Source organism: Sphingomonas faeni, from assembly GCF_040407505.1.
GTDB classification, from domain to species: domain Bacteria; phylum Pseudomonadota; class Alphaproteobacteria; order Sphingomonadales; family Sphingomonadaceae; genus Sphingomonas; species Sphingomonas faeni_E.
Window position 1 is genome coordinate 224,541 of the sequence record NZ_JAPZPQ010000004.1, and the last position, 22,060, is coordinate 246,600.

At 65.9% G+C, this 22,060-nt stretch carries 23 protein-coding genes and 1 pseudogene; 13 read left to right on the forward strand and 11 right to left on the reverse strand.

Annotation, left to right across the window (positions count from 1 at the left end; translation table 11 throughout):
* Positions 1–240 precede the first annotated feature (240 nt).
* The 4 genes from lpdA to O6X71_RS14255 form a co-directional block, all read right to left on the reverse strand.
* Positions 241–1,635, reverse strand: coding sequence for a dihydrolipoyl dehydrogenase (lpdA, locus tag O6X71_RS14240; RefSeq protein WP_277982343.1), 1,395 nt, complete (start codon positions 1,633–1,635; stop codon positions 241–243).
* Between the two features lie 18 nt (positions 1,636–1,653).
* Positions 1,654–1,995 carry an acyl-CoA thioesterase gene (locus O6X71_RS14245; protein WP_056487075.1) on the reverse strand — a complete coding sequence of 114 codons (342 nt, stop codon included), beginning with the start codon at positions 1,993–1,995 and terminating at the stop codon, positions 1,654–1,656.
* Between the two features lie 44 nt (positions 1,996–2,039).
* On the reverse strand, positions 2,040–2,252 hold the full coding sequence (locus O6X71_RS14250) for a hypothetical protein (RefSeq protein ID WP_353466409.1): 213 nt from the start codon (positions 2,250–2,252) through the stop codon (positions 2,040–2,042).
* A 106-nt stretch (positions 2,253–2,358) separates the two neighbouring features.
* Positions 2,359–3,711 carry a pyruvate dehydrogenase complex dihydrolipoamide acetyltransferase gene (locus O6X71_RS14255; protein ID WP_353466410.1) on the reverse strand — a complete coding sequence of 451 codons (1,353 nt, stop codon included), beginning with the start codon at positions 3,709–3,711 and terminating at the stop codon, positions 2,359–2,361.
* Positions 3,712–3,833: 122 nt separating this feature from the next.
* Here O6X71_RS14255 and O6X71_RS14260 point away from each other — a divergent pair, with 122 nt between their 5' ends.
* The gene (locus O6X71_RS14260; RefSeq protein WP_107952148.1) at positions 3,834–4,289 is read left to right on the forward strand and encodes a universal stress protein; all 456 of its coding nucleotides are present in this window, start codon (positions 3,834–3,836) and stop codon (positions 4,287–4,289) included.
* 12 nt (positions 4,290–4,301) lie between these two features.
* Here the strand turns inward: O6X71_RS14260 and O6X71_RS14265 are convergent, their stop codons facing one another.
* Positions 4,302–4,973, reverse strand: coding sequence for a PAS domain-containing protein (locus tag O6X71_RS14265; RefSeq protein ID WP_353466411.1), 672 nt, complete (start codon positions 4,971–4,973; stop codon positions 4,302–4,304).
* Between the two features lie 168 nt (positions 4,974–5,141).
* Between O6X71_RS14265 and O6X71_RS14270 the strand changes: the two genes are divergently transcribed.
* A complete protein-coding gene (locus O6X71_RS14270; RefSeq protein WP_353466412.1) occupies positions 5,142–6,431 on the forward strand; it encodes a M28 family metallopeptidase in 1,290 nt (429 codons plus the stop codon).
* 27 nt (positions 6,432–6,458) lie between these two features.
* Here the strand turns inward: O6X71_RS14270 and O6X71_RS14275 are convergent, their stop codons facing one another.
* A complete protein-coding gene (locus tag O6X71_RS14275) occupies positions 6,459–8,762 on the reverse strand; it encodes an EAL domain-containing protein (RefSeq protein ID WP_353466413.1) in 2,304 nt (767 codons plus the stop codon).
* Between the two features lie 225 nt (positions 8,763–8,987).
* A complete protein-coding gene (locus O6X71_RS14280; protein ID WP_353466414.1) occupies positions 8,988–10,751 on the reverse strand; it encodes a fatty acyl-AMP ligase in 1,764 nt (587 codons plus the stop codon).
* Positions 10,752–10,849: 98 nt separating this feature from the next.
* Between O6X71_RS14280 and O6X71_RS14285 the strand changes: the two genes are divergently transcribed.
* The 5 genes and pseudogenes from O6X71_RS14285 to O6X71_RS14305 all read left to right on the forward strand — a co-directional run.
* A complete protein-coding gene (locus O6X71_RS14285) occupies positions 10,850–11,557 on the forward strand; it encodes a regulatory protein RecX (RefSeq protein ID WP_353466415.1) in 708 nt (235 codons plus the stop codon).
* Positions 11,558–11,650: 93 nt separating this feature from the next.
* On the forward strand, positions 11,651–12,238 hold the full coding sequence (locus O6X71_RS14290; RefSeq protein ID WP_353466416.1) for a cold-shock protein: 588 nt from the start codon (positions 11,651–11,653) through the stop codon (positions 12,236–12,238).
* On the forward strand, positions 12,235–12,735 hold the full coding sequence (locus tag O6X71_RS14295) for a DUF192 domain-containing protein (protein WP_435368490.1): 501 nt from the start codon (positions 12,235–12,237) through the stop codon (positions 12,733–12,735). The genes O6X71_RS14290 and O6X71_RS14295 overlap by 4 nt, the downstream gene beginning before the upstream one ends.
* Positions 12,736–13,100: 365 nt before the next feature.
* Complete coding sequence (locus O6X71_RS14300; protein WP_056060269.1) at positions 13,101–13,493, forward strand: NADH:ubiquinone oxidoreductase subunit NDUFA12; 393 nt, start codon at positions 13,101–13,103, stop codon at positions 13,491–13,493.
* Between the two features lie 197 nt (positions 13,494–13,690).
* Positions 13,691–13,924, forward strand: a pseudogene (locus tag O6X71_RS14305) (DUF2155 domain-containing protein); the annotation flags it as partial.
* A 35-nt stretch (positions 13,925–13,959) separates the two neighbouring features.
* On the opposite strand, the gene aat reads toward O6X71_RS14305, so the two are convergent.
* The 4 genes from aat to O6X71_RS14325 form a co-directional block, all read right to left on the reverse strand.
* Positions 13,960–14,691, reverse strand: a complete 732-nt coding sequence (gene aat, locus O6X71_RS14310) for a leucyl/phenylalanyl-tRNA--protein transferase (protein WP_353466417.1) — start codon at positions 14,689–14,691, stop codon at positions 13,960–13,962.
* Positions 14,688–15,398, reverse strand: a complete 711-nt coding sequence (locus O6X71_RS14315) for a ParA family protein (protein ID WP_353466418.1) — start codon at positions 15,396–15,398, stop codon at positions 14,688–14,690. The genes aat and O6X71_RS14315 overlap by 4 nt, the downstream gene beginning before the upstream one ends.
* Before the next feature lie 107 nt (positions 15,399–15,505).
* Positions 15,506–15,874, reverse strand: coding sequence for a hypothetical protein (locus O6X71_RS14320; RefSeq protein ID WP_435368491.1), 369 nt, complete (start codon positions 15,872–15,874; stop codon positions 15,506–15,508).
* 140 nt (positions 15,875–16,014) lie between these two features.
* On the reverse strand, positions 16,015–16,314 hold the full coding sequence (locus O6X71_RS14325; protein ID WP_353466420.1) for a hypothetical protein: 300 nt from the start codon (positions 16,312–16,314) through the stop codon (positions 16,015–16,017).
* A 59-nt stretch (positions 16,315–16,373) separates the two neighbouring features.
* On the opposite strand from O6X71_RS14325, the gene O6X71_RS14330 reads away from it, so the two are divergent.
* The 6 genes from O6X71_RS14330 to O6X71_RS14355 all read left to right on the forward strand — a co-directional run bounded on the left by O6X71_RS14330 (position 16,374) and on the right by O6X71_RS14355 (position 22,055).
* The gene (locus O6X71_RS14330; RefSeq protein ID WP_353466421.1) at positions 16,374–17,342 is read left to right on the forward strand and encodes a cysteine synthase A; all 969 of its coding nucleotides are present in this window, start codon (positions 16,374–16,376) and stop codon (positions 17,340–17,342) included.
* Between the two features lie 59 nt (positions 17,343–17,401).
* On the forward strand, positions 17,402–17,671 hold the full coding sequence (locus O6X71_RS14335) for a hypothetical protein (protein ID WP_353466422.1): 270 nt from the start codon (positions 17,402–17,404) through the stop codon (positions 17,669–17,671).
* A 520-nt stretch (positions 17,672–18,191) separates the two neighbouring features.
* Positions 18,192–18,692, forward strand: coding sequence for a division/cell wall cluster transcriptional repressor MraZ (locus O6X71_RS14340; protein ID WP_107952158.1), 501 nt, complete (start codon positions 18,192–18,194; stop codon positions 18,690–18,692).
* On the forward strand, positions 18,689–19,654 hold the full coding sequence (gene rsmH, locus O6X71_RS14345) for a 16S rRNA (cytosine(1402)-N(4))-methyltransferase RsmH (RefSeq protein WP_353466423.1): 966 nt from the start codon (positions 18,689–18,691) through the stop codon (positions 19,652–19,654). The genes O6X71_RS14340 and rsmH overlap by 4 nt, the downstream gene beginning before the upstream one ends.
* On the forward strand, positions 19,651–20,340 hold the full coding sequence (locus O6X71_RS14350) for a hypothetical protein (protein WP_060526689.1): 690 nt from the start codon (positions 19,651–19,653) through the stop codon (positions 20,338–20,340). The genes rsmH and O6X71_RS14350 overlap by 4 nt, the downstream gene beginning before the upstream one ends.
* Entirely contained in the window at positions 20,337–22,055 is a 1,719-nt protein-coding gene (locus tag O6X71_RS14355; protein ID WP_353466424.1) for a peptidoglycan D,D-transpeptidase FtsI family protein, read from the forward strand. The genes O6X71_RS14350 and O6X71_RS14355 overlap by 4 nt, the downstream gene beginning before the upstream one ends.
* Positions 22,056–22,060 lie beyond the last annotated feature (5 nt).

A 22,060-nucleotide genomic window follows, 5' to 3' on the forward strand; every position in this document is an offset into this window, starting at 1 on the left:
AACGTCATCCTGACGAAAGTCAGGATCCAGAGTTACAACGGGCTGCGGGCGGTATCCTGGATCCTGACTTTCGTCAGGATGACGGAAAAGCGCGGCGTACCAACTTCAAATCCTCCCCCGCCAGCGGGAGGTGGCTGGCGCTTGCCAGACGAAGGGGGAGGTAAGCGACACAACTGTTCCGTAACCTCCCCCTCCGACGCCTTCGGCGCCACCTCCCCCTGTCGGGGGAGGATCAGAAGATCAGTAGTGGATCGCCCGGCCGTAGGCAGCGAGGACGCTCTCGTGCATCATCTCGGACAGTGTCGGATGCGCGAACACCGTTTCCATCAGCTCGGCCTCGGTCGTCTCGAGCTGGCGCGCGACGACATAGCCCTGGATCAGCTCGGTCACTTCCGCGCCGACCATGTGCGCGCCGAGCAGCTCGCCGGTCTTCGCGTCGAACACCGTCTTCACGAAGCCCTCGGCCTCGCCCAGCGCGATCGCCTTGCCGTTGCCGATGAAGGGGAATTTGCCGACCTTCAGCTCGTAGCCGGCTTCCTTCGCCTTCGCCTCGGTCATGCCGACCGATGCGACCTGCGGGCGCGAATAGGTGCAGCCGGGAATGTTGGCCTTGTCCATCTGGTGCGGCGAGCCGCCGGCGATCTTCTCGACCGCGATGATGCCCTCGTGGCTGGCCTTGTGCGCGAGCCACGGCGCGCCGGTGACGTCGCCGATCGCCCAGATGCCGTCGACGTTAGTGCGGCCATAGCCGTCGGTCTTGATATGGCCGCGGTCGGTCTCGACGCCCAAGGCCTCCAGCCCGATATTCTCGGTGTTGGGGACGATGCCGATCGCGATGATCGCGTGGCTGAAGGTCTCCTCCGAAACCTTGCCGTCCTTCGCCTTGATCTTGGCGGTCACACCGTTTGCCGAGGGGACGAGACCTTCGAGCCCGGTCTGGGTCAGCAGCTTGATGCCCTGCTTCGACAGCGCCTTGTCCATGAACGCCGACACTTCCTCGTCCTCGACGGGGAGGATGCGGGGGAGCATCTCGACAATCGTCACGTCGGCGCCCATGTCGTTGTAGAAGCTGGCGAACTCGACGCCGATCGCGCCCGAGCCGATGACCAGCAGCTTGGTCGGCATCTCGGTCGGCACCATCGCATGGCGATAGGTCCAGATCCGCTCGCCGTCGGCCTTGGCGAACGGCAGGTCGCGTGCGCGCGCGCCGGTCGCGACGATGATGTTCTTGGCTTCGAGCTCGACGGTCTTGTCGCCCTGCTTGACGCTCAACTTGCCCTTGGCCGTCACGGTGCCGACGCCCTCGACGACGGTCACCTTGTTCTTCTTCATCAGGCCCTTCACGCCCGCGTTCAGCTGGCCGGCGACCTTCCGCGAACGGTCGACGATCTTGGCAAGGTCGAAGCCGACATTGTCCGCCTTGAGCCCGTAGCTCTCGGCGTTCTGCATGTAATGATAGATTTCCGACGTGCGCAGCAGTGCCTTGGTCGGAATGCACCCCCAGTTGAGGCAGATGCCGCCAAGCCGCTCACGCTCGACGATCACGACCTTTAGGCCGAGTTGCGACGCGCGGATCGCGGCGACGTACCCGCCGGGGCCCGAGCCGAGGATGACGAGATCATAGGTATCAGCCACGGTAGAGTCCTTTGAAAATCAGTTGGTTTCGGGCGGCACGGGCCGCGGTTTGCGATCGTCGCCGACCGCTACGAAGATGAAGCGCGCTTGGGTCACCTTGCAGCTGTCGTTGCTGTGGCGAGCGCGGCGCCACGCCTCGACCTCGATCGTCATCGAGGTGCGGCCGACCGCGATAAGCTCTGCGTAGACCGACACCTCGTCACCGACGACGACCGGCATGTGGAACTTCATCGCGTCCGCCGCGATCGTAACGGCGCGACCGCCGCTACGCCTGGACGCGACCGAGCCGGCGGCAAGATCCATCTGACCCATCAGCCAGCCGCCGAAGATGTCGCCGTACGGGTTCGCGTCGGCGGGCATCGCGGTGACGCGGATCGTCGGAGCCTTTTCAGGCGGCAATTCGGTCACGCTTCACTCCTGCGGGTAGTTCCGTCGAGACGACGCGCGCGGCGCAATGGCCCCACGCCCATCAGCACGGTCGCGACCATCGCCGCGGCCCCGCAAGACCAGATCACGTCCTGCCCGAGCGGGTAGGACCATGCCGCCGCCCAGGTGATTGCCACCGCGACGATGAGTCCTGCGAGAATGTGCAGGATCTCGATGGTCGTCTGCTTCATCTCGCCCCCCTAAACCGTTCGTGCCGAGCGCAGTCGAGGTACATGAGTCTCATGCCCTTCGACTTCGCTCAGGGCGAACGGGGTAGGGGAGGCGCTCGTCACGATCTTACGCCAGCATGCCCAGCGGGTTCTCGACGAGGTGCTTGAACGCCTTCATGAACTGCGCGCCGTCGGCACCGTCGATCGCACGGTGATCGAAGCTGCCGGTGGCCGACATGACGGTCGCGACTGCCAGCTCGTCGCCGATCACGACCGGACGCTTCTCGCCAGCACCGACCGCGAGGATCATCGCCTGCGGAGGATTGATCACAGCGTCGAACTGCGTGATGCCGAACATGCCCATGTTGCTGATCGAGGCGGTGCCGCCCTGATATTCCTCTGGCTTCAGCTTGCCGTCGCGGGCGCGGCCCGCAAGGTCCTTCATCTGCGTCGAGATCGACGACAGCGATGCGGTGTCCGCACCGACGATGATCGGCGTGATCAGCCCCGACGGCGTGCTCACCGCGACCGAGATGTCGGCGCGCTGGAAGGTGATGAGCTGGTCGGGCGTGAACATCACGTTGCAGGTCGGCACCTGCATGAGCGCGACGGCCTGCGCCTTGATCAGCAGGTCGTTGACCGACAGCTTCACGCCGCGCGATTCGAGGCTCTTGTTCAGATCGCCGCGCAGCTTGAGCAGCGCGTCGAGGCGGACGTTCACGGTCAGGTAGATGTGGGGAACGGTCTGCTTCGACTCGGTCAGGCGACGCGCGATCGTCTTGCGCACGTTGCTGAGCTTGGTCGCCTCGTGCGGGATGTCCGGCACGGTCGCAGGCTTCGCAGCAGGGGCCGGAGGAGCAGACGCGGTCGGCGCGGCAGCTTCGGTCTTCGCAGCAGCGGGAGCCGCACCCGGCTTGGCGCTCTCGACGTCCGCCTTGACGATACGACCCTTGGGGCCGGAGCCGGATACGGCGCCGAGATCGATACCCTTGTCGGCGGCGAGGCGACGCGCGAGCGGGCTCGCCTTCACGCGGTCACCACTGGCGGTGGGCTTGGCCGCGCTGGCGTCGTCAGGACGGCCATGATCCTCGGCCGAAGCTTCGGTCCGCTCGACCGGCTTGGCCTCGGTCCCGGTCTTGTTCGGGTCCGTTGGATCGGGCTTGGCTTCCGATTCCTTCGCGGCCGGCTCGGGCGTCTCGCTCTTGGTGGGCGCAGACGAGACCGAAGACGCATCCTCGCCCTCTTCGGCGATGATCGCGATGACCGTGCCGACCTTCACGTTGTCGGTACCCTCGGCGACGAGGATCTTGACCACGGTACCTTCGTCGACGGCTTCGAACTCCATCGTCGCCTTGTCGGTCTCGATCTCGGCCATCAGGTCGCCGGATTTCACGACGTCGCCCTCCTTGATCAACCATTTGGCGAGGGTACCCTCCTCCATGGTCGGGGACAGCGCAGGCATCTTGATCTCGATCGACATGGATTTCCCCAGGGCGTGACGTAACGGCATGCCTACTCGCGCCCTCGTCCGCTCGGGTCAACCCCGTCGCACTTGCGTATCGACCCGCCGCGGCCCAACTACCGACGATAACGGGGGCGAAAATGCGCATTTATCTGGTGGTTATCGACGACAGTCCGGAAGCAGGCATAGCCCTGCGTTTCGCGGCACGTCGTGCAGTCAAGACCGGCGGCGGCGTCGAAATCCTGACGGTGATCCCGCCACAGGAGTTCATCGCGTTCGGCGGCGTCCAGGCAACGATCGAGGAAGAAGCGCGGCTGCACGCCGAGGGATTGGTCGCTGGTGCCGCCGGCACGTTGCTGGAGGAATCCGGCCTGCGTCCGTCGATTACGGTGCGCGAGGGCGAAAGCGCGAAGATCATTCGCGAGATGATTGCCGCAAATCCCGATATTGCCGCGCTGGTGCTGGGCGCCGCCGCAACCGGTGCTCCGGGCAAACTGATTGCGCATTTCGCGGGCACGGACGCAGGGGCGCTGCCTGTGCCAGTAATGATCATCCCCGGATCGCTGACTCGAGAGGCGATCGACCGGCTCAGTTGAGGGCGGCAAGCGTCAGTTGATGGCCATCGCCGGCTGCGTAGCGAGCAAACGCTCGACGCTCTGGATGCCTGTCTGGGTCAGCTGCAGTGCGTCACGATCGGTATCCGGCGGTTCGATCAGGGATTTGGCCTGCAACACGCGAATCCACCGACCTAGCGTCGATCGCGACAGGCGTAACTGGTCGGCAACCATGTCGACGCTGGCGATCCGGCTTTCGGCTTCGGCGACGTACACGATCAGCAACGCGGTCCAGGCATGATCGGCGAACAGGTCCGAGCCGAGCACGGTGTCGCGAGCACGGATGACACTCAGCAAGTCCTTGGCTCGGCGCCAGAGATGATGCGGCATGCCGTCGCCACCGATATGCTCGGCCAGGGTAGGTGCCGTGCACAACGTGCCGATCAATCTACCCGACTGGCCGTTCCCAAGCCGCGAAACCTGGACTTCGAGCGTGATGACGTCGCCCTCGCCGCCGATGTAACGCTTCCGGATGCGGGCTGAATTGCCGTTGGGTTGCAATGCGGCAACGTGAGTGAGGTTACGCGCAACGTCGTCGGGGTGGGTGATCGATAGATAGGACAGGCCCACAAGCTGTTTCTGCGTGCGTTGCAGCACCGTAGCGACCGGTTCGTCTATCGCCAGGATTACGCCGTCGCCGTCCGAAACAGAATGGCCAATGATCATCTTGGGTCCTCGCACTCTCGATCATGTAATAGCTGTTGGCTTAAAAAGTCTCAAACATTTGATCGGTTCATTTTGGATAACATCTTGTCGGCACACAAAATTGCCCGCTGGGAACGATTGTGACACTCCCCTCTTGAGCGCGGCGCGAGATCAGGCCACGATCCGCTCATGCCTATTTTTGCCGTCCCGCTGCTTCTTGCCGCCGCCGCCCCTTATCCTGCTCCGTCTGCGGTTCGCCTGAAGGCGGACGTGACCACGATGGTCGGTTTCGGCACGCGTCATACCGCATCAACCACGATCGACCCGAAACGCGGCATCGGTGCCGCCCGGAACTGGGCCGCCAGCCGTTTCCAGGAGATCGCCGCGACGTGTGGCGGGTGCATCACCGTCGATCGCATCTCGCGCCGCTTTACCGGACCACGCGCACCGACCGGCGTGGTGGTCGAGGATGTGCTCGGCATCCAGAAGGGGCGCGATCCGAATCGCGTCGTGATCGTCGGTGCGCATATCGACAGCCGCGTGACCGACGTGATGAACGTCACCTCCGATGCGCCCGGCGCCAACGACAATGCCTCGGGCGTCGCGCTGGTGCTGGAGGCGGCGCGACTGCTGTCTCAACGCCAGTTCGACGCGACGATCGTCTACGCGGTGTTCTCCGGCGAGGAACAGGGCTTGTGGGGCGCCGAACTGCTCGCCGATACCGCCAAGGCGCGCGGCTGGCAGGTGTCGGCGATGCTCAACAACGATATCGTCGGCAACACGGTCGGGCAGGGCGGCGTACGTGTCGCCGACAAGGTCCGGGTGTTCTCCGAAGGGATCCGCGCGTCGGAGGATCTGGTCGCCCAGCAGGGACGTCGTGCCGAGGGCGGCGAGGATGACGGTCCCAGCCGCGCGCTGGCCAAGGCGATCGACGGTATCGCGCGGGACATCCCCAATGGCCTCGACGTGATGATCGATCGCCGGCCGGACCGGTTCGGCCGTGGCGGCGATCACGAGCCGTTCCTGAAGCTCGGCTACCCCGCGGTGCGGTTCTCGGTCGCGGCCGAGAATTGGGATCGCCAGCATCAGGACCTGCGCACCGAAAAGGGCGTGGTCTTCGGCGACACGATCGAGGGCATGGACTTTCCGTATCTGGCGAAGGTGACCGCGATCAACGTCGCCACGCTGTCGCGGATCGCCGGCGCCCCCGCGGCCCCCGAAGACGTGTCGATCGCCGGGGCACTGTCCCGCGACACGACGGTGAAGTGGACTGCGGTACCGGGCGCCGCCGGCTACCGCGTGCGGTGGCGGCGTAACGATGCGCAGAGCTGGGCGGAGACCCGCGACGTTACCGGGACCGGGACGGTCCTGACGCAGGTGCCGGTGGACGACAATTTCGTCGGCGTCTCCGCTTTGTCGGCGACGGGCGTAGAAAGCCTCGTCAGCTTCGCTGGACGCGACCGCCGACCGACCCGGTAACTGCCGATCGATGCGCGAATCGGCGGCCTAGGCGGCGGCCGATGCTTTCCAGCGACCATGTGCCAGCGCGCGCGCCTGTTCGACGGGCATCGGGCGGCCGAAATAAAAGCCCTGGACGTTGGCGCACCCGAACGCCTGCGCCATCCGGTACTCGGCTTCGGTTTCGACGCCCTCCGCGGTCGTGCTGATGTCTAGGCTTCTGGCTAGCGCGATCACCGCGTGGACGATCGCAACCGCTTCGCGCGTCCCGGCGGCCGCATCCCGCACGAAGCTCCGGTCGATCTTGATCGACGAGAAACGCGTACGGCTGAGATAGCCCAGCGACGAATGGCCGACGCCGAAATCGTCGAGACTGAGCCGGACGCCGAGATCGAGCAGCCGCTCCAGGACCTTGGTCGCGCCGAGCGCCTCGGTCAGGAACACGCTTTCGGTAACCTCGAGTTCGAGGCGATCCGCGGACAAGCCGGTGTTCGCCAGCGCGGAGGTGACCGTCGTCACGAAATTGGGGTTCTGGAGCTGGTCGGCGGACACGTTGACCGCAACGCGGATGTCGGACGGCCATTTCGCAGCCTCCTCGCACGCCGTCCTCAGCGCCCACGCCCCGATCGGCGCGATCAGGCGGGCGTCCTCAGCGAGCGGAATGAACTTTTCGGGGGCGATGACGCCGAACCGTGGACTGGTCCAGCGCAACAGCGCCTCGAACGCGACCAGCCTTTCGCCGCGCGCATCGACGACCGGCTGATACTCGAGGTGCATCTCGCCATTCTCAAGCGCCGTGCGAAGCGCCATTTCGAGGACACGCCGCTCCTCCGCCTTCACGTGGAGTTCCGGCTCGTAGGTGCGGTACACCCCGCGGCCGGCATCCTTGGCGCGGTAGAGGGCAAGGTCGGCGGAGCGGACGAGCATCTCCGCGGTACGTCCGTCGCGCGGGCCGATCGCGATGCCGACGCTGGCACCGATGTACAGCGTGTGCGCGTCGATCTCATAGGGTCGCGACAGCGTCTCGATGATCCGTGCCGCAAGGTCGTCGATCGCACCCGCATCGCTCGCGCCCCGCACGATGACCGCGAATTCGTCGCCGCCGAGCCGCCCGCACAGGCTGCCGTCCCCCATCAAGCCCTCGAGCCGTTCGGACACGCACCCGAGCAGGCGATCGCCGATCGGATGGCCGAGCGTATCGTTGACCGCCTTGAACCGATCGAGATCGAGCATCATGAACGCGTAGCGACCACCCCAGCTGTCGGCCTCGGCCATCGTCCTGACGAGCGTCTCGTTGATCATCAGCCGGTTGGGCAGCCCGGTCAGGACATCGAACCGCGCCATCCGGTTGATCCGGTCTTCCGAAGCGCGCAGTTCGGTGATGTCGGACGTGACGCCGCGAAATCCGTAGAATTCGCCATCGTCGCCAAACCGGGGGGAGGCGGCGATTTCCCACCATCGCAGATCACCGTTGATCGTCACCGGCAGGCGGACGTCGCGAAAGCTGTCGCGACGGCGCAATTTCTCGGCAAGTGTCCGGAGTTCGGGCGCGAACTCCCCACTGTCCCAGCTCGGGCCGGCCAGCAGTTGCAGCAACGGCATCCCGTCGATCTGACCGGGATCGAGCCCGCACGCGACCGCGAACCGCGACGACGCGCGAACGATCCGGCGCATCGCGTCGGTCTCCCACAGCCAGTCCGCGCCGGTATCCTCGAACTCGCGGAGGAGGAGGCTCACGGTCTCGTCGCGTTCGTTCAGCGCGATCTCGTTGGCGCGGATCAGGACGAGTGCGCGGGCACGGCTGACGCATCCCGCCATCAGCACCAGCGTGAAGCCCAGGATCCCGATCGCGGCCGATGTCGTACCGGCGACCAGCAGCTGGATGACCATCGATGCGCCGAGATATCCGAGGAAAATCAGCGTCGCGAGTGTCAGCGGCGCCATCGCGAACGCCGCGGCCGTCATCAACAGGGTCAGCGTGATGCCAAGCCCGGCGGTCGTGCCCGAGGGAGCATGCGTACAGAACAGGATCGGTACGCACGACCAGCCAAGGCCAAGCGCCAGGCCCTCCCACCCGGTCTTGCGCAGGTCGTGGACGCTCGCCTGGCTTTCACCAGTGTGCGGGACGGCGAGACGCCGGAACGCGACCGCGACGGCGATTGCGACGAGCAACGCGGACCATGTCGTGACCTGCCACGCAGGGACGGTCGCGCTGACCAGGAACCCGGTGGCCAGTACCGCCGCCAGATTGGTCGAGAGCAGGACCAGTGCCATCTTGCGGCCGGCGAACAACTGCGCGGCACGGATGCGGCTCCATTCGACATGGTCCGCCCCGCCACCGCGGAGTCCCATCAATCTGAAGAGATCGACGGCCACGCGGCGTGACGGAGAAGGCGGTGCAGGGCTCACGGCGTCGGTCATAGGTCCGCTTGGTTATCAGATCGTTCTTATCGACCAGCGTGACTGTAATTTAGTTCGATCTGGGGCAATCCACGCCGTCGTGGACGTCCTTGCATAGTTTCATTCGCGTGTCAGCGATGACCGCGCGACACGCACCCCGTCTCAGGCAGGGCGGTCTCAGGCTGCGATGTCGTACGGCTTGATATCGCCACTCAGGTACAGGTTGCGCGCCTTGGCCCGGCTGAGCTTGCCCGACGAGGTGCGCGGCAGGGTACGCGGCGGGATCAGTTCGATCAGGCAGTTCATGCCCGTCACCGACCGCACGCGCTCGCGGATCTCGTCGCGCAGGCGCAGGCGTTCGGCTTCGTCGGAACTGCGGCACTGGACCAGCACGGCGGGGGTTTCCTCGCCGCCGGGCGTGGTGATCGCGAACGCGGCGATGTCGCCGGCCTTGAAGCCGGGGAGCTGTTCCACCGCCCATTCGATGTCCTGCGGCCAGTGGTTCTTGCCGTTGACGATGATCATGTCCTTGGCGCGACCGACGATGTAGATGTAGCCGTCCGACATATAACCCATGTCGCCGGTATCGAGCCAACCGTCGGCCATGCAGGCCTCGGTCGCGGCATCGTCGCGGAAATAGCCGACCATGACCGACTTGCCGCTGCACCAGACCTTGCCGATAGCGCGCTCGGGGAGCGGCGTGCCGTCCTCTTCGCGGATCTCGATTCGCATGTCGCGGACCGGCTTGCCGCAGTTGACGATCGCACGGTAGCGCTGCGGTCGGTCACCGCCGCGCGAGCCGCCCGACAACTGCGTTTCCTCGACGAGTTCGACGCGGATGCCTTCGCCCGGCGGCATCAGCGAAACCGCCAACGTCGCCTCGGCAAGGCCATAGCTCGGCAGGAACGCGCTGGCCTTGAAGCCCGCATCGGCAAACGCGTCGACGAACGACTGCATTACGTCGGGACGGATCATGTCGGCGCCGTTGCCCGCGACCCGCCAGCGCGACAGGTCGAAGCGATCGCTCGCCTTGGTCTGCGAGGACATGCGGCGCGCGCAGATATCGTAGCCGAAGGTCGGCGAATAGCTGAGCGTGGTGCCCTCGTTCCGGCTGATCAGATCGAGCCACGCGAGCGGTCGGCGCGCGAAATCCTCGGTCTTCAGGTAATCGGTCGAGACTTGGTTGGCGATCGGCGACAGGAAGCAGCCGACCAGACCCATGTCGTGATACCAGGGCAGCCAGGAAACGCAGCGATCGGTGTCGCAGACTTCCATGCCGTGGCTGTGCGCGGCGAGGTTGTTCAAAAGCGCGGCGTGCGTGATGACGACGCCGTGAGGGAAGCGCGTCGATCCGCTCGAATATTGCAGGTACGCGATGTCGTCGGGCTTCGCCTCGGGCAGCGTCGCGACCGCGGCCTCGCGCACGGCGAACTCGGACCAGTCGATCCCCACGGTACTCGACAGCCGCGCGGCTTCGCCCGCCATCTGCGCGAGTTCGGGCGGAAAGATCAGCATCTTCGGATCGCAGCTCGCAAGCTGGACGCGGAGCTGTTCGATGTACGAGTCGCGACCGCCGAACGAGGTTGGCAGCGGCAACGGCACGGGCCATGCGCCGGCATAGACGACGCCGAAGAACAGCGCGGCAAACTCGGGGCCGGTCTCGGCGACGAGCGCGATGCGGTCGGCAGGGGCGACACCGGCGGCGATCAGGCGATCGGCCATCGCGCGGGCGTCGGTACGGAGTTGCGAATAGGGGTAGGGATGCGACAAAGTGCCGCGAGCGTCGTGGAAATTAAGCCCGCGGTTACCGCTGGCCGCGTAATCGAGTGCTTCGCCCAGCGTGCCGAAATCGGCGAAACGGCGCGGCAGGGCGTCTTGGGTCGGCGTCGCAACGAGTGCCGCTACGGTCATGCCGTCCTTGTTAGCCGTGTCGGTCGTCATCGCAGTTCCTGCCTTGGTTCGTCGCGGCGCTCGAACACACCACGCCTATCTTTAGTCTAGCCGTTCAACTTCGGGTGCCAGTGTGGCACAATGATGGCGTGACCGATGATAGCCACAGCGAAAGCAACGCGTTTCCTCCGCCGCTGGATGCCGGCGACCGGGAAAACGGCGCATTCGACGATAGCGGTGGCACAAATCGGCGCGGCGGCAAGAGCTGGGGCAAAGGCGGCGGCAAGGGCGGCGGCAAGGAGCGCGGCAAGGACCGGGCGCGCGAGCGTCCTGCGCCGAAACCGCTCGATGCCGCGGCGCTGGAACAGATGGCGCTGCGCTATGTCGAGCGGTTCGCGACCACGCGGGGCCGCCTGACCGATTACCTGATGCGGAAGATCCGCGAACGGGGCTGGGACGGGGGCACCGGCGCGGCACTGGCGGAGCCCGGCGAACTGGCGCAGCGGATGGCCGATCTCGGCTATGTCGACGACCGCGCCTTTGCCGAGCAACGCGCTGCTGCGATGCAGCGACGCGGGCTGGGTGCTCGCCGAGTCGCGGGCGCGTTCCGCGAGGCCGGCATAGACGAAGGCGACGCGGAGTCGGTCGCGCCCGCCATCGCCGATCGCGCAGTCGAATCGGCCCTCGCCTTCGCACGACGCAAGCGAATCGGCCCCTACGGAACGGGCGACGGCGACCGGAAACTTCATGAGAAACAGCTCGCGGCGATGCTCCGGGCGGGTCACCGGTTCGATCTTGCACGCAAAATTGTTGCTGCACCGCCGTCCGACAGCCCCGAATCGATGGATTTCGACTGAGCGTCGCAACGGATTCATTGCGACTGCGACGAACCGTGCTAGCAAGGCGTCCAGGGGTGTAACAATGCGTAACGACACGCAGCAGGTGCTGACATGCCGGTAGAGGTGGGGCCAGTGGAAGCGGGAACGACGACGCTCGAGGGTGTCAGCGAGGGCGTCGCCGCGGCCGAAACGCGCGCGATCGGCGGCGTCATCAAATGGTTCGACGTCACGCGCGGGTTCGGCTTCGCAGTGGCGGACGACGAGACCGTCGGCGATATCCTCGTGCACTTTTCCGTCCTGCAGGCGCACGGCCGCCGCAGCCTCCCCGAAGGCGCGCGCGTCGAGACGCTGTCGGTCCAGCGCGGCCGCGGGTTCCAGGCGCGCGAGATCCTCTCGATCGATCTGACCAACGCGGTCGAGGAGCAGGTTCGGGCACCGATTTCTCCTGACCGGATTGATCCGATCGCGATGATCGACGCGGCGGGACCGTTCGAGGCAGCGTCGGTGAAATGGTTCAACCGGTTGAAGGGCTATGGCTTTCTGGTACGGGGTGCCGATGGCAGCGACATCTTCGTCCACATGGAAACGCTGCGCCGCGCCGGGATCGAGACGGTCGAACCCGACCAGCCGCTCCGCGCGCGCGTGGTCGAAGGGCGTAAGGGGCCGCTTGCCGTCGCGGTCGAAGAGGATCTCGGATGACATTCGTTGCGAAGGCCGTGTTAGCCGCGGTGCTGGCGCTGGGCGTCGGCGCCGGGGGTGTCGCGTACATGAATAGCCGCGCGGACTCGGACGTGGCCGCGGTCGCTACGCTGCCGCTGACGATCAAGAGCGCGAACGGGACGCACGCGTTCAAGGTCGAGAGCGCGAAGACGGAGGCCGAGCAGGCGCGCGGGCTGATGTTTCGCACCGACCTGAAGCCCGATGGCGGCATGCTGTTCTGGCCGTATCCAGCCAAGGGTGGCGAACCCGTGGTGGCGAATTTCTGGATGAAGAACACGCCGAGCCCGCTCGACATCCTCTATATCCGCGCCGACGGCACGATAGCCCGCATCGCCGAGAATACCGTGCCGTTTTCGGAGCAGCCGATCCCGTCGGGCGAGCCGGTCGGCGCGGTGCTGGAACTGATGGGCGGCCGCGCTTCGGAACTGGGGATTGCCGAGGGCGATCTGGTGACGTGGGACAAGGGCGCGAAATAGGCGCGCGAACCGTTTGACCAGTGGCACCACCCCGGCGAAGGCCGGGGCCCAATTGGGGAAGGTCGCTGTAACGGCGAACAGCGCTTCGTTAGCGACGTTACCCAATTGGGCCCTGGCCTTCGCCGGGGTGGGATATGTGACTAGCCGACGTCTCCAGCCAAGTGTTTCCCCGCGAAGGCGGGGACCCAGTCTGGGCTCCCGCCTTCGCGGGAGAACAAGGAAGCGGAACCGTTGCACGCAGGAGCGTTAAACGGCGAACTCCACGATCGTCCCCCCGCCAGGGGAAGGATCGTTTAGAGGGGCGTGCGACGCCTTCCCCCATCATCGAGGTTGAAGCCCGCCTCCACTCGGGTTAAGCGCCGGTCATGGGTTTTCTCGCATCGACTTTCACGTGGTGGAACGGCGCCACCCTCGGCACCAAATTCGGCTTGCGCAGCATGGCGAAGAAGGGCGAGGACGCGCTCGGCAACGTCTATTACGAAGGTGGCAAGGACACCGCCGGCAACCCGCGCCGCTGGGTGATCTACCAGGGCGCGACGGACGCGAGCCGCGTGCCCCCGGCGTGGTTCAGCTGGCTGCATCATCAAGTCGACGACGTGCCCGATCGCGCATTGCCGCCGATCCGTGCGTGGCAGAAGCCCGCCGTGCCGAACATGACCGGTACCGCGCTCGCCTATCGTCCTGCGGGTGCGCTCGAAAAGGGCGGCCACCGTGCCGCCGCGACGGGCGATTACGAAGCCTGGACGCCCGAAGGGTGATCATGCGCTGGCTCGCCGCGGCCACGTTGGTCGTGGCGTTGGCGGTGGGCGGCTGGTTCGGATACCGCGCGCTCACCACGCCCGCGACGAAGGTAGCCGCGGTCCAGCAGGACCTGCCGGGCGCCGACGAGCAGGGCAATTCCTCGATAGAGACGATCGATACCGGCGCCGCCGCGGTTGCGAATGGGGGCACCCCAATGGCACAGCGCGTCGCGGTGCTAGGCCTGCTCAACAAGCGTAATGGCGAAACCCGCGAAGTGCGCCTCAAACCCGGCCAGGCAACCCGCATGGGCGACGTCGTGCTGCGGTTGCGGGCGTGCGAACAGACCGCGCCGTGGGAGCAGGAGCAGCTGACCGGCGCGTTCGTACAGGTGCTAGTGCGCGGCGTAGACACGCATTGGCGGCGGACGTTCTCAGGCTGGCTGTACAAGGAACGCCCGGCGCTGAACGCGGTCCAGCATCCGGTCTACGACGTCTGGACCAAGAGCTGTGCGATGATCTTCCCGGAGACCGGCCCCGATACCGCGCCGCCTGCGGACGCCTTGCCTGCCAAGCGATCGAGCGCACGGAAGTCGCCGGCGGCCGAGGATGCTCCGGCGGCGGACGAGGGCTTGAGTGCGCCTTCGAGTGCCGCGCCCAGCAACGCGACGTAATCCGCGCGCTCGATCTCGATCGCTCCGAGCGAGGCGAGATGCGAGGTCTGGAACTGGCAGTCGAGCAGCGTGAACCCGCCGGTCCGCAGCCGCGCGACAAGGTGCGCGAGCGCGACCTTGGAGGCGTCGGTAGCGCGGCTGACCATGCTTTCGCCGAAGAACGCGCGGCCAAGTGACAGGCCGTAGAGCCCGCCGACCAGCTTGCCGCCGTCCCAGCATTCGACCGAATGCGCGAACCCCATCGCGTGCAGCGTCTGGAAAACGCGCTCTATGCCGTCGTTTATCCACGTCTCGGGGCGTCCCTCGACGCTCTCGGCGCAGAGCTGCACGACGCGTTCGAACGCGGTGTCGACGGTGACCTGGAACCGGTTCGCGGCGATCGTCTTCCTCAGCGAGCGCGACAGCTGGAATCCATCGAGCGGCAGGACCGCGCGGCGGCGCGGCTCGACCCAGTACACACTGGCGGCATCGCGGCTGTCGGCCATCGGGAACACGCCGACCGAATAGGCGCCGAGCACGAGTTGCGGGTCCAAAACGTCGCTCATGCGGTGAGCCGGTGTTCGATCCGGCGCCAGAGGTCCGCAAACGCCTGCGAGGCAGAGGACTTCGGAGCGAATACCCCGACCGGCGCGCGCTTGACCGCCATCGACTCGATGTTGCTCGCCATCGGGATGACCGGCCAGTCGGGGTGACGGGACAGCGCCTCGGCATGCAGCGCACGACGCTTGTCGACCATCACATGGACCGGCAGCAGCGGCGTGCGGCCGCCCAGATGCTGGACCACCGCGTCGTATGCGCGGGTCGACAGCGGGGAGGGAATGACGGGGATGACGATCAGGTCGGCGGCGCGCATCACCTGATCCGCGGTCTCGGTCAGTCCCGGCGGGCAATCGAGGATCACGCGGTCGTAGGCCGCAAGTTCGGACAGGAGCTTGGCGAGCCGCTTCTTCTTGTCCATCTCGTGGAACAGCTGGTCGAGGCCGCGTAGCGACGCGTCGGCGGCGATCAGGTCGAGATGCGTGTAGGCGGTCGGCCGCGCCTGCTTGGCGACCGCAACGTCCTTCGAGAACATCGCCTGCGCCTGGTCGGCCTTGCCGGGTCCCCTCAACACCCACGTGGACGCCGCCTGCGGGTCGAGATCCCACAGCAGCGTCCGGCGCGCGGACAATGTCGCGGCGCACCACGCCAGGTTCACCGAAAGCGTCGTCTTCCCGACGCCGCCCTTGAGGCTGTAGATCGCAACGGTTGCCATCAGACTAGCGTGCCGGTCCGCGGCAGTGAGGGCAAGAGTGTGCAGCGCAAAGAAAAACGGCCAGCGGATGATCCGACGGCCGTTTCGTAATTCCTAAACGTAGAAACTTACGCGTGGCAGATCTGCGCCGACTTGCCTGGCGCGGTCAGCGTGACGCTCGATTCGTCGCCGGTCATCGACCAGCCGCCCTCGGCGGTCTTCGGCGAACCGGCAACATCCGACTTCAACGTCGTCGCGAGGCCGTCCTTCTTGGTCTTGACCACCGCCTGCTTGTCGCCCTGGAAGAACGTCACGTAGAGCAAGCTGTTGTCCTTGCAGCGCAGCGTCTTCTCGGACTTGATCGCAGGCGGCAGCTCGACTGGCGCGGCGTTGGCGAGCGTGTTCGCCATCGGATCGGGATTGCTATCCAGCACTTCGGGCGTAGCGGGCTTGGAGTTGCAGGCTGCCAGCACGAGCAGCGCGGCGACGGCGGTCATGGGGAGGATTTTCATAGCGGGATCTCGCTTCGCGCATGCAGCATGGAGCGTCAAGGCTTATGGTTTGCGGTACCATCGCATCGCTACGAACGGGGCGGCGACGAACGGGGTGGGACGAGTGTTGGATCGGACGGTTCGCGTCATTCGCGTAGCGGACGATCCTGCTTCGCGACGTCGCCTGGAGGGTGGAGACGGTCTTCCACCATCGCCAGCGGCGTCGCGATGTGCGCCGCTATCAGGGTATCCCCGATGGTTTCCATCAGGTCCGACGCTTCCGTCAACAACGCCAAGGCATGCCGATATCTATCCACGTACCCGCTCCAATCGATATTCACTCTATTAACACGGATGTCATCACGTTTAACATAGATCATGTAATCTAGGGAATGAACCTTGAATGAAAAGCGCGTCATCGAGGCGCGGGTTTTGCGTTCAGGCATTTAACGCCCGAAACTTTCGCTCGCTTGCTCCGGGCGTAGCGCCACGCCACATAGCGGCGATGCACACGACACCTGACACGCTCGCCCTGATAGGAAATACCCCGCTCGTTCGCCTGAAAGGGCCCAGCGAGGCGACCGGCTGCGATATCTTCGGCAAGTGCGAATATGCGAACCCTGGTGCATCGGTGAAGGATCGCGCGGCGCTGTTCATCGTCGAGGATGCGGAGCAGCGCGGCTTGCTCCAGCCGGGTGGGACGATCGTCGAGGGCACTGCGGGCAATACCGGGATCGGCCTCGCGCTGGTGGCGAACGCCAAGGGCTACAAGACGATCATCGTCATGCCCGAGACGCAGAGCCGCGAGAAGATGGACACGCTGCGCGCGCTCGGTGCCGAACTGGTGCTGGTGCCGGCCGCGGCATTCTCGTCGCCATGCCATTTCGTCCACACGTCGCGGCGCATCGCCGAGGAGACGCCGGGCGCAATCTGGGCGAACCAGTTCGACAACACCGCCAATCGCCGCGCGCATATCGTCGGGACCGCGGAGGAGATCTGGGCGCAGATGGGCGGGCGGATCGACGGCTTCACCTGCGCGGCGGGAACCGGCGGGACGATCGCCGGGGTCGGGCTGGGGCTTAAGGCGAAGGACGAGAGCGTCTGCATCGCACTCAGTGATCCGCATGGTGCTGCGCTGTATAATTACTACGCTCACGGCGAGTTGAAGGCGGAAGGATCTTCGGTCGCCGAGGGGATCGGGCAGGGGCGTATCACCGCCAATCTGGAGGGTGCGCCGATCGATACGCAGTTCCGGATTTCGGATCAGGAAGGCTATGCCTGGGTCCGGCGACTGCTCGACGAGGAGGGGCTCTGTCTCGGGCTGTCGTCCGGGATCAACGTCGCCGGTGCAGTGGCGCTGGCCAAACATCTAGGCCCCGGCAAGCGGATCGCGACCATCCTGTGCGACACCGGATTCCGCTATCTTTCGACGCTGTACGATCCCGAATGGCGCCAGGCGAAGGGTCTGGCTTGAGCGGTCCGGTTCCCCAGAATCGACAGATGCGCGGCAGTCGGGTATCGAGGTGGGGCAAGATGAAGTCCTCCCAAGAACCCTCCCAGACGATGCAGCGCATCAAGGTCGGCATGATCGGCCTCGCCGCGGTCGTGCTGCTGATCGGGCTCGCGAGCGCGATCATCGGTTCGACGAATCGCGAGCGGCCGGTCGCGACCGCCGGCACCGCGCAGGCGGACGTAGTGGCGAACATGGGCGTTTCGAACGTCACCGAGGCCGCCGGAGCGGGTGAACCGCTCGCAGAGATGGGCGTCGCCCCAAGCGCCAACGCACAGGCCCCCGCGCAGTAATCTGCGACATTGTGCGCTGGGCAGGCGCTGGCTTCCGTCAATACACACCACCCCGGCGAAGGCCGGGGCCCAGTTGGGAAGGTCGCAGTAACGGCGCGCCGCCTCAAATTATCAATGCCCCCCAACTGGGCCCCGGCCTTCGCCGGGGTGGTAACGATCGTTGGCTTGGCTTTTTAGCGCATTACCTCCTCCAAAATGATCTCCAGTGGGGCCCTGGTTCAGACCGTCTGCCTTGAATTGTAAGGTCGTGACGCTCCATAAGATCCCCGGATTTCCCCAGCCCTGACCACTACCCGTTCCCGGTCACATCCATTCCGCACGCAAATTCACCCGGACTGAGCGTCGAAACCGGCGTTGAATTCGTCCAATCCCCAAAAATCCCGTTGCGTCCCCGAAGCGCTATGGTAGATGGAGGTTAATACAGGGGCATTTTCATCGTTCGCTGAAAACGCGGTCGAAACGTAGCGATGGCTGCTTTTCGAAGCGGTGAAGCGTGCGCGCCAGTTCGAAGGGTTTTGGCGTGTCGGTACGGGGTCGCTATCAAGGAGACGGTATCGGCCTTGTCGACGACAAGGGCCGGGTAGCCATCCCCTCGGCACTCCGCACGATGCTCTCGGCAAATGCGCCCAAGGCAAACGGCAAGGACGGCGGGACCATCATCATCGGCGCGCATCAGAAGAATCGCTGCCTGGTCGCGTACGATCCCGGTTACGTCGACATCCTCGCCGAGCGCCTCGATCGCCGCGAATCCGAGAACACGTCCGAGAACGGCGAGTACGACTACAACATCAAGCGCGCCGCCGCGTCGGGCGAAGCGGTGCCGTTCGACGGCTCCGGTCGCTTCATCATGCCCGCGTTCCCGCGCTTCTATGCGGGCATCAAGGGCCATGCGTTCTTCTACGGCGTGCTCGACTACATCGAGATCTGGGACCCCGCGACGCTGATCGCCACCGACGGCATGCCCCCCGTCGTCAAGGAGATGGCGCGCTTCTACATGGCCGAGAAGGGGGTACAGCTGTGAGCACGCCCCCCGTCATTGACGCGTCCGCGCCGCATATCCCCGTCCTGCTCGACGAAGTCCTGGCCGCGCTTTCCCCTGAGCCCGGCGAGACGATGGTCGACGGCACGTTCGGTGCGGGCGGCTACACGCTGGCGTTGCTCAAGTCTGGCGCGCGGATCGTCGCGTTCGATCGCGATCCAGACGCGATCGCCAATGGTCGCGCGATGGAAGACGCCGAAGAAGGCCTGACGCTGATCACCGCGGACTTCTCGGCGATGGCGTCCGAACTCGAATCGCGGGGCCTTGCCCCGGTGGACGGCGTGACGCTCGATATCGGCGTGTCGTCGATGCAGCTCGACCAGGCCGAGCGTGGCTTCTCGTTCCAGTCGGATGGCCCGCTCGACATGCGGATGGCGCAGGCCGGCATGTCGGCGGCGGACTTCGTCAACGAGGCGGACGAGAACGAGATCGCCGACGTGCTGTATCAATATGGCGACGAACCAAAGTCGCGGCGCGTGGCGCGCGCGATCGTCGCGGCGCGCCCGCTGACGCGGACCGGCGAGTTGGCGCACATCGTCCGCCGCGCGCTCGGCTACAAGGCGCACGACAAGAAGGACCCCGCGACGCGCGCGTTCCAGGCGATCCGGATCCACGTGAACCGCGAGCTTGGCGAACTCGCCGACGGGCTGCTGGCGGCCGAACGCGTGCTGAAGCCCGGCGGTCGGCTCGCGATCGTAACCTTCCACAGCCTCGAGGACCGGATGGTGAAGCGCTTCCTGCGCACGCGTTCCGGGGGCTCTCCTTCAGGTTCGCGTCATCTTCCGCAGGTGAAAGCCGTTGCGGAACCTAGTTTTTCTCATGTCGGCCGCGGTGTTCGCGCCGGCGAGGCCGAGATCGCACGCAACCCGCGTGCGCGCTCGGCGACATTACGGACGGCGCGGCGGACCTCCGCGCAACCCTGGACGGAAGAGGTGACGACATGACGGCGGCGTATCGGATGAAGGGTGTGGGCTGGTTCGGGGGCTGCGTGGCCGTCGTGCTCGGTTTCTACCTCGTGTCGCTGCAGGTCGCCGCCGAGCGCAAGAAGCTGGAGGCGGTCAATGGTCAGATCCGCTCGGCGCAGCGCGACATCCGTGCGCTTGAAACCGAGTTCGACACGCGGGGTAATCTGGCCCAGCTCGAGCGCTGGAACGGCGATACGCTGGCGCTGTCGGCGCCGACCGCGGGCCAGTTCGTCGTGAGCGAGGCCGCGCTCGCGGCGCTCGACGTCAACAGCCTGCGCGCGGACGGGGTCCAGACCGCCGCGCTGCTCGTGCCGTCGGGTGCGGGGTCCGTCGTCTCCACGTCGATCGTTCCGGTTACCGCTGCTCCTGCCGTGGTGAAGCTTGCTCCGGTGCAGATGGCGCAGGTTACCGCGCCACGTGCGATGAACGTCGCGATCCAGGCTGCGTCGAAGACCGCGCTCAAGCCGGTCGTGATCCGCGCGTCGGTGTCGACGCCGCGCTCGGCCGAGGCCGCACTGGTCCGCGCCGCCAAGACCGAACGCCTCGCCGCCGTCGCGAAGGTCCGTCCGCAGGCGGTCGCGATGCTCGACCGGAAGCTGCTGTCCGACACGACGCTGGGTGACATCATGAGCGGCGCCCGCTCCGAGAGCCGTAAGCGGCGGTGACCGCCTTGGTCGCCCGGCCCGTCTCACAGCAACGTAGCGCCAACCAGCGTCATGCACTGGTGGCGACGGCGCACACGCGCCTGATGATGCTGATGTTCCTGTTCGGAGCAGCGGTGCTGGTGGTGGTCGGTCGGCTCGGAATGCTGGCGGTGCAGGCGTCGCTCGCCGATCCGCAGGCGCGCTCGGCGGCGATTGCGGCGCGCGGGGATATCGTCGATCGCAACGGCGCGCCGCTCGCGCGGACGATCGATGCGTGGACGATCGCGGTGCACCCGAAGAAGCTGATCGGCGATCCGACTGAGATCGCCAGCAAGCTCGCCGCGCTGATGCCCGAGGCGGGCGACCAGGCGCATTATTATGCGCTGCTGACGTCGGGCAAGAGCTTCATCTATCTCCAGCGGCGCGCGTCGCCGGCGCTGGTCGAGCAGGTCAACGCGATCGGCGAGCCCGCGATCGTGTTCGACCGCGATACGCAGCGGCTGTATCCGCAATCGACGATGGCGGCGCATGCGCTCGGCTTCCTGTCGACCGCGGGCCACGGCATGAGCGGGATGGAGCGCGTGCTCGACGACCGGCTGACCAATCCTGCGCTCAACGGCACGCCGGTCGCGCTGTCGCTCGACAACCGCGTCCAGGCGGCGATGGAGAGCGAACTCGGCCGCGCGATGACGACGTTTTCCGCGCGTGGCGCTGGCGGTATCGTCCTCGACGTGTCGACCGGCGAGGTGATCGCGATGGTCTCATTGCCGACGTTCAACCCCAATCGCGTCGGCATGTCCGGCAGCGAACAGCTGCGCAACATCACGACCCAGAGCGTGTTCGAGCTTGGCTCGACGTTCAAGCCGATCACGATGGCGACCGCGATGGATACCGGCGTGGTGACGTCGTTCGCGCGGCGCTTTGACGCGACGCACCCGCTGCAGGTCGGCCGCTTCACGATCCACGACGAGCGCGGCGATCCGAAGCGCTGGCTCAACATGGCCGAGACGCTGATCTATTCGTCGAACATCGCCACCGCGCGCGTTGCCGACGAGGTCGGGCCCGCGAAGATGGAGGCGATGTTCAAGAAGCTTGGCTTCGATACCAAGCCCGATATCGAACTGCGCGAGAAGGGCCGTCCGTTGTGGCCGAAATACTGGGCGCGGACGACGACGATGACCACCGCCTACGGCCACGGCATCGCGGTGACTCCGCTGCATCTGGCAAGCGCGTATGCGGCGCTGGTCAATGGCGGGATCTGGCGGCCGGCGACGTTGCTCAAGGTCGCGCCGGGTCATGCGGTTGCCGGTCGTCGCGTCATCAGCGAGCAGACGAGTGCGCGGATGCGGCAGATGCTGCGGCTGATCGTTCAGCGCGGTACGGGTCGCAAGGGCGATGCACCGGGTTACCGGGTCGGTGGCAAGACCGGAACGGCCGAGGCTGCTGTGTCGGGCGGGTATGATCATTCGCGCAACGTCGCAACGTTTGCCGCGGCGTTCCCGATGGATGCGCCGCGCTATGTCGTGCTGGCGATGCTCGATTCGCCGCTCGGGACGAAGGAAACCGCCGGGTGGAAGACTGCGGCGTGGAATACCGCGCCGGTGGTCGGCCGGACGATCTCGCGCGTCGGTGCGATCCTGGGCGTCGTGCCCGACGCGCACCGCGACATCGACGTGTCTGACATCCTGCCGACTTTGTGGCAGGACCCGTCGCGTACACAGCCGACCGGGCAATGAGGACT